The sequence below is a fragment of the Streptococcus oralis genome (assembly GCF_001075875.1).
In the GTDB taxonomy this organism is placed as follows: domain Bacteria; phylum Bacillota; class Bacilli; order Lactobacillales; family Streptococcaceae; genus Streptococcus; species Streptococcus oralis_I.
The window spans coordinates 1-6765 of the sequence record NZ_JUOS01000151.1 but is presented as its reverse complement, the minus strand read 5'-3'; the positions used below and the strand labels follow the sequence as shown (position 1 = coordinate 6765).

The 6765-nt window shown below is 36.5% G+C and carries 6 protein-coding genes; all 6 read left to right on the top strand.

Translation table 11 applies throughout. From position 1 onward, the window contains the following. Positions 1-181: 181 nt before the first annotated feature. Positions 182-418 carry an AbrB family transcriptional regulator gene (locus ADM33_RS08495; RefSeq protein WP_049504513.1) on the top strand — a complete coding sequence of 79 codons (237 nt, stop codon included), beginning with the start codon at positions 182-184 and terminating at the stop codon, positions 416-418. After that, on the top strand, positions 415-828 hold the full coding sequence (locus ADM33_RS08490; protein WP_049504511.1) for a type II toxin-antitoxin system death-on-curing family toxin: 414 nt from the start codon (positions 415-417) through the stop codon (positions 826-828). Before ADM33_RS08495 ends, ADM33_RS08490 begins: the two co-directional genes overlap by 4 nt. Positions 829-942: 114 nt before the next feature. Continuing rightward, positions 943-1908, top strand: coding sequence for a site-specific tyrosine recombinase/integron integrase (gene xerA, locus ADM33_RS08485; RefSeq protein WP_049504510.1), 966 nt, complete (start codon positions 943-945; stop codon positions 1906-1908). Continuing rightward, the gene (locus ADM33_RS08480; RefSeq protein WP_049504508.1) at positions 1853-2539 is read left to right on the top strand and encodes a restriction endonuclease subunit S; all 687 of its coding nucleotides are present in this window, start codon (positions 1853-1855) and stop codon (positions 2537-2539) included. Before xerA ends, ADM33_RS08480 begins: the two co-directional genes overlap by 56 nt. 28 nt (positions 2540-2567) lie before the next feature. Continuing rightward, positions 2568-5918, top strand: a complete 3351-nt coding sequence (locus ADM33_RS08475) for a DEAD/DEAH box helicase family protein (protein WP_049504507.1) — start codon at positions 2568-2570, stop codon at positions 5916-5918. 19 nt (positions 5919-5937) lie between these two features. Then, entirely contained in the window at positions 5938-6714 is a 777-nt protein-coding gene (locus tag ADM33_RS08470) for a nucleotidyltransferase domain-containing protein (protein WP_049504504.1), read from the top strand. Positions 6715-6765: the final 51 nt, after the last annotated feature.

The following is a 6765-nucleotide window of genomic DNA, read 5'->3' as shown; positions in this document are numbered from 1 at the left end:
AAAATGGACTTGTAGATGTGGTCAAGCAATGAACGACCACAAAGCCCCTGATCCAAATGCATATTCGGTTTATTCGGATGAGTTATTTGAATAAATCTCTCATGCAAGAGTATTTTGGCTGATATTCTGTCATTGTAATTACGGTAATTATTTGTTATAATACTTCAAAGGAGGAAATCAGATGGTAGTAAAAACAAGAAAACAAGGAAATTCAATCACCATTACCATTCCAAGTGAATTCAATATTCCAAGTGGTGTAAAATACGAAGCGAAATTGTTACCAAGTGGTGAAATTATCTTTACTCCCGAAGAGTCTGAACATCAAATTTCTTATGTATCTGATGATGCCTTTGACTTAAATTTAGATAAAATCTTTGATGAATACGATGATGTTTTCAAAGCTTTGGTGGAAAAATGACAGTCTATCTTACAGAAAGACAAATTGAAAAAATCAATTCTTTAGCAATTCAACGGTATTCACCTAATGAAAAAATTCAGACAGTTAGTCCTTCTGCCTTAAATATGATTGTCAATTTACCAGAACAATTTGTTTTTGGCAAACCTCTTTATCCAACAATTTTTGATAAGGCAACGATACTATTTGTCCAATTAATCAAGAAGCATGTTTTTGCCAACGCTAATAAACGAACTGCTTTCTTCGTTTTGGTGAAATTACTACAGTTAAATGGTTATCGTTTTTCTGTAACAGTTGAAGAAGCGGTGGATATGTGTGTAACTATTGCAGTAGAATCCTTAACAGATGAAAGATTAGCTAGCTACACCAAATGGATTTCCGAACATTCTTTTAGAGCTAATGGCCAAATTTAAGCTTGGATATTTAAATCCTATAAGTAAAAAATAGATAAACAGACAGTATTAGAATTCTGTAATTCAGAAAACTAATATTGTCTCTTTTTATTGAAATAATGAAAGTGAGAAAATATGGAAACAAAAGTGACAATCATCATTCAAGAAATGCTACCCCTTTTAAACAATGCACAATTACTAGCATTGCGGGAGAGTTTAGAGCGCCATTTAGTAAATGGTGTCAATCAACAGAAGTATACGAATAAATCCTTGTTAGCCTTGTTCATTACTGCTAAACAGGTGGAGGGTTGTAGCGCAAAAACGATTCGTTATTATCAAAGGACTATTGAAAATTTATTTACGAGCATAAAGCAGTCTGTAACACAACTGACAACAGATGATTTGAGAAGTTATCTAGCACAGTATCAGTCAGAAAAAGATTGCAGTAAAGCAAATTTGGACAATATCCGACGCATCTTGTCTTCGTTTTTTGCTTGGCTTGAGCAGGAGGAATATATCATCAAAAATCCTATTCGACGGATAAAAAAGATTAAGACCGAACAAACTGTGAAAGAAACTTATACTGATGAACATCTTGAAATCATGCGAGACAATTGTGAAAACTTAAGGGATTTAGCAATGATCGATCTACTAGCTTCAACAGGAATGCGCGTGGGAGAACTTGTTCAACTGAATCGCTCAGATATTGACTTTGAAAATCGTGAATGTGTTGTATTTGGGAAAGGTAAAAAGGAAAGACCTGTTTATTTTGATGCTCGTACGAAAATCCATTTAAAAAACTATATCAAAATCAGAGAAGATAATCATCCAGCTCTTTTTGTTACCTTGCTTGGAAAAGCTCAGAGACTCGGAATAGCTGGTGTTGAGATTCGATTAAGAAAGTTAGGTCAAAAGCTTGGAATCCAAAAGGTCCACCCTCATAAATTCAGAAGAACACTAGCAACAAAGGCAATTGATAAAGGAATGCCTATCGAACAAGTCCAAAAACTGCTAGGTCACAGCAAAATTAACACAACCTTAGCCTATGCTATGGTCAACCAAAGTAATGTCAAACATTCCCATCAGAAATTCATCTCTTAAGTGCAAATCCCGATTTAACGAGATGTTTGGAGATCCTATTTTGAATGAAATGGGTTGGGAAAAGCATAGATTATCAAAATTAACATTAAAAATTGGTTCAGGGGCTACACCTAGAGGAGGAAGAGAAAGTTATGTCAACGAAGGGATAGCGCTCATTAGAAGTATGAATGTATATGATGGTAAGTTTATTTTCAAAGATTTAGCTTATTTAACTAATGTTCAGGCTGAAAAATTAAATAATGTAATTGTTGAATCTGACGATGTTTTGCTGAATATTACAGGTGCATCTGTATCTCGTTGTTGTATTGTTCCACAAATTATTTTGCCTGCGAGAGTTAATCAGCATGTTTCTATAATTCGTTGTAAAAAGCACTTATTATCACCAATATTTTTAAATCAACTTCTAATAACTTCCGAGTTTAAGAGTTTGCTACAGAAAATAGGAGAAAGTTCAGGTGCTACTCGTCAAGCGATAACAAAAAATCAGATTGAAGAATTAACCATCCCCCTCCCCCCTCTTTCCCTCCAAAACGAGTTCGCAGACTTTGTGGCTCAGGTTGACAAATCACAATTTGCTTGTCAGATGGCTATAAAACTGTGGAGAAATAGCTTAAAATCTAGTATAATATAGCTATCTATTTAATCAAAGTGAGAGAAAAATGGGAAATTTTGATTTTCTTTTAAATAACGAGGAGTATGAATCTTTTTCGAGGCCCTGTATAGAAGCTGAGAATATGATTGGGACATCCACTGTAGCGACAGCTTTCATGGCGCGTCGTGCCTTGGAACAGGCTGTTCATTGGATTTATAGCCATGATTCTTATTTGGAAGCCCCTTATCGTGCTACCTTGTCTTCATTAGTTTGGGATGATGACTTTAGAGAAATCGTAGATCCAGAGCTTCATAGTCAGATGGTTCTCTTGATACGCTGGGGCAATCATGCTGCTCATGGTGGGGAGATCAAGGAACGTGAAGCGATTTTAGCCTTACATCATTTGTACCAGTTCGTAAACTTTATTGATTACTGCTACAGCAATGAGTTTGTGGAACGTTTTTTTGCCGAGAAGTTATTGCCAATTTCAGAGAATGTCAAGAAAAGAGAAACACCACAAGCCATGGTGGAACTGCAAGACAGTTTACCTGTTATGCCTGACTTTCATGAACAAATGGCTGTACAGTCCTTGGAAGTTCAAGAGAATTATACAGAAAAACGTGAAACTGCTGCTCAACGACAAGAGGTTTCCTTTCATATCGATCAGTTATCTGAGGCTGAGACGAGAAAACTTTTTATTGACATTGATTTACGATTAGCGGGTTGGAAATTTGAAGAAAATTGTCGAGTTGAAGTCGCTGTTAATGGACTGAACCACGGCTCAGGAACAGGTTATTGTGATTATGTCCTTTATGGTAAAAATGGAAAGATTTTAGCAATTATTGAAGCCAAAAAGGCTGCAGTGAATCCAGAAGTCGGTGAGGTACAAGTCAAGGAATATGCTAATGCGCTAGAGGAAAAAATAGGTTACCAACCGATTTGTTTTATTACAAATGGCCTCAAGCACTACATTCTTGATGGTGTAAATCGTCGCCAGGTCGCAGGATTCTATTCTCAAGAAGAATTGCAATTATTGATGGACAGACGACATTTGCAAAAACCACTTGAGGATATTTCTAGTAAAATCAGAGACGATATCTCTGGCCGATATTACCAGAAACATGCGATTGCAAGTGTTTGTGAGGCTTTTTCTAACAATCGAAGACAAGCTCTTTTGGTAATGGCAACTGGTTCTGGGAAAACTCGAACAGCAGTCTCTCTTGTTGATATCCTATCACGTCACAATTGGGTCAAAAATGTTCTCTTTCTAGCTGACCGAACATCTCTTGTAAAACAAGCCTATGATTCATTTAGGAAATTACTTCCAGATCTTTCGGTTTGTAACTTTTTAGAGGATAAAGCTGGGGCACGATCAAGTCGTATGGTGTTTTCTACTTATCCGACCATGGTTGGAGCTATTAGTGATCAGGAAGAAGTCATTCAACGCCCTTTCACTGTTGGTCATTTTGATCTTATCATTATTGACGAGTCCCACCGCTCTATTTATCAAAAATACAAGACCATTTTTGATTATTTTGATGCTAGAATCGTAGGCTTAACGGCCACACCTCGTCAGGACCTTGATAAAAACACTTATGGATTTTTTAACTTGGAAAATGGTGTTCCTACCTATGCTTATGATCTTGAAAAGGCTGTTGAGGATGGATACTTGGTATCCTATCATTCGATTGAAACCAAGTTAGAATTACCTACAGATGGGCTTCATTACGATGATCTATCCCAAGAAGATAAAGAATATTTTGATAGCCAATTTGAAGATGATAGTCTAGAAAAAGACATTGATGCTGGAGCTTTTAATTCCTTTATTTTTAATAAAGGTACAGTAGAGATTGTTCTAGATGAACTAATGACGAGAGGGATTCAGACGGCTTCGGGTGATGAGATTGGAAAAACTATCATCTTTGCAAAGAATCATCATCATGCTGAATTTATTAGAGAGATTTTTAATAAACGATATCCTGAAAAGGGGGGCGACTATGCTCAGGTGATTGACTACAGTATTAAACATTATCAGACCTTGATTGATGATTTTAAAATCAAAGAGAAACACCCTCAAATTGCAATTTCAGTTGATATGCTGGATACAGGTATTGATGTTCCAGAGGTTGTCAATTTAGTCTTTTTCAAGAAAGTGCGCTCAAAAACAAAATTTTGGCAGATGATTGGTCGTGGAACGCGTCTCTGTAAAGATTTATTTGGACCAGATCAGAATAAGGAAAACTTCTTGGTATTTGATTATGGTGACAACTTTGAATACTTCAAAGCAGATCCGAGAGAAGGAAATGGACGTCATATTGTTCCCTTGGCACATCGTTTGTTTAATATCAAGGTGGACTTGATTCGTGAACTGCAAGACCTTCACTATCAAGAGGATCCATTTGCAAGAGAGTATCGTCAGCAACTCGTCTCAGAACTTCATAGTCATGTAGAGGACTTGAATGAGTTAGACTTTAGAGTTCGTATGGTCTTAGATATGGTTTATACCTATAAGAAATTAGAAAATTGGCAAAATCTTACAACGATTTCATGTGAAAATCTTCATACTCATATATCTCCTCTCATGTTTGATGAAGATAAAGAAAATGAAATGGCGAGACGCTTTGATTTATGGATGTTAGAAATTCAAGTAGGACAACTAACCTCTAAGCCATCACGGACTCATATATCTCAAGTTATGAAAACTGCTCAGGCTCTTGCTTCTGTTGGCAATATCCCTCAGGTCTTTGCACAGGCTGAAATTATCAGGAAAGTTCAAGAACCTGAATTTTGGGAGGAAGTAAGCTTGTCTGAACTTGAAAAAATACGCCTTTCTCTAAGGGATTTATTGCAATTCTTAGATAAAACGAGCCGAAAAGTATATTATGTCAATTTTGAAGATCGAATTCTTTCTACTGTTTATGAAACCACTCCTTATTTGCAGGTAAATGATCTTCGATCCTATAACGAAAAAGTTGAGCATTATTTGAAAGCTCATTTGGATGAGGAAGCAATTTCTAAATTGTATCATAACAAGAAGTTGACTGCACAAGATTTATTAGCATTAGAAACTCTATTATGGGAAAAATTAGGAAGTAAAACTGACTATCAGCAGCACTATGAGAACAAGGCTATTCCTAGATTGGTTCGTGAGATTATTGGTTTGAATAGAGAGGCTGCTAATCAAGTGTTTTCTAAGTTCTTGTCAGATGAAAGCCTTAATGCTAAGCAAATTTCTTTTGTAAAATTGATTGTCGATTATGTCGTTGAAAATGGTTATATGGATAAGTCAATGCTGACACAAGAACCGTTTAAATCTTATGGATCCGTACAAGTACTATTTCAACATCAAATACCAGTATTGAGGAATATTGTCCAAACAATTGACTTAATCAATAATCGCGCTGAAGAAGTAGCTTGAATATAGAAAGAGAACTACCATGCAAACACAAGAAGAAATGAATGTGCTAGTACCTGAAAAACTAGCAGAAATTGAGCGTGATTATGATGTTACTGTTTTGTGGGCAATTGAGTCTGGTAGTCGCGCTTGGGGCTTTGAGTCTCCGGATAGTGATTTTGATGTGCGTTTTGTATACAAGCACAAGCAAGATTTTTATCTAAGCTTGAACGATCATCGCGATGTCATCGAACTACCAATTGACGATACTTGGGATGTGAGTGGCTGGGATTTGGACAAGGCTTTAAAGTTGCTTTATAAGTCAAATCCAACCCTCTTTGAGTGGTTACAGTCGCCAATCGTTTACCAGCAAGACGAAGGCTTTATTGACCGTATCCGTCCGCTTGTTAGTCAGTATTTTTCAGAGAAAAAGATGCTCCACCATTACTTAAATACTGCTAGAACTCAAATGAATAAGTATCTTTCAGGAGATAAGGTCAAACCAAAAAAGTATTTCTATGCACTTCGTCCCATTTTAGCTTGTCGTTGGATTGAAAAACATCACTCTGTTCCACCGATTTTGTTTGATGATTTGGTCAAAGAACTCCTCCCTGATGAAATGAAAGAGCATGTGTCTAGATTGCTTGATATAAAGGTAAAGGGACCTGAAGGTATGGAAATTGAGCCGATAGAGCCAATTCATGACTTTATCATCAAAAATATCCAAGAGCTGGATGACTACGTCCAAAGTGTTACAGAGGAAAAGAAAGACTGGAAAGCTCTCAATCAATTTTTCCTTGAAGAATTAAGTCGTGACTGAGGTTAATTATGGGAAAATGGACTTGTAGATGTGGTCAAGCAATGAACGACC

Bases quoted from the DNA above. Each gene is read 5' to 3' on its own strand.
- ADM33_RS08495 (WP_049504513.1), top strand. From the start codon at position 182: ATGGTAGTAAAAACAAGAAAACAAGGAAATTCAATCACCATTACCATT.
- xerA (WP_049504510.1), top strand. From the start codon at position 943: ATGGAAACAAAAGTGACAATCATCATTCAAGAAATGCTACCCCTTTTA.
- ADM33_RS08470 (WP_049504504.1), top strand. From the start codon at position 5,938: ATGCAAACACAAGAAGAAATGAATGTGCTAGTACCTGAAAAACTAGCA.
- ADM33_RS08480 (WP_049504508.1), top strand. From the start codon at position 1,853: ATGCTATGGTCAACCAAAGTAATGTCAAACATTCCCATCAGAAATTCA.
- ADM33_RS08490 (WP_049504511.1), top strand. From the start codon at position 415: ATGACAGTCTATCTTACAGAAAGACAAATTGAAAAAATCAATTCTTTA.
- ADM33_RS08475 (WP_049504507.1), top strand. From the start codon at position 2,568: ATGGGAAATTTTGATTTTCTTTTAAATAACGAGGAGTATGAATCTTTT.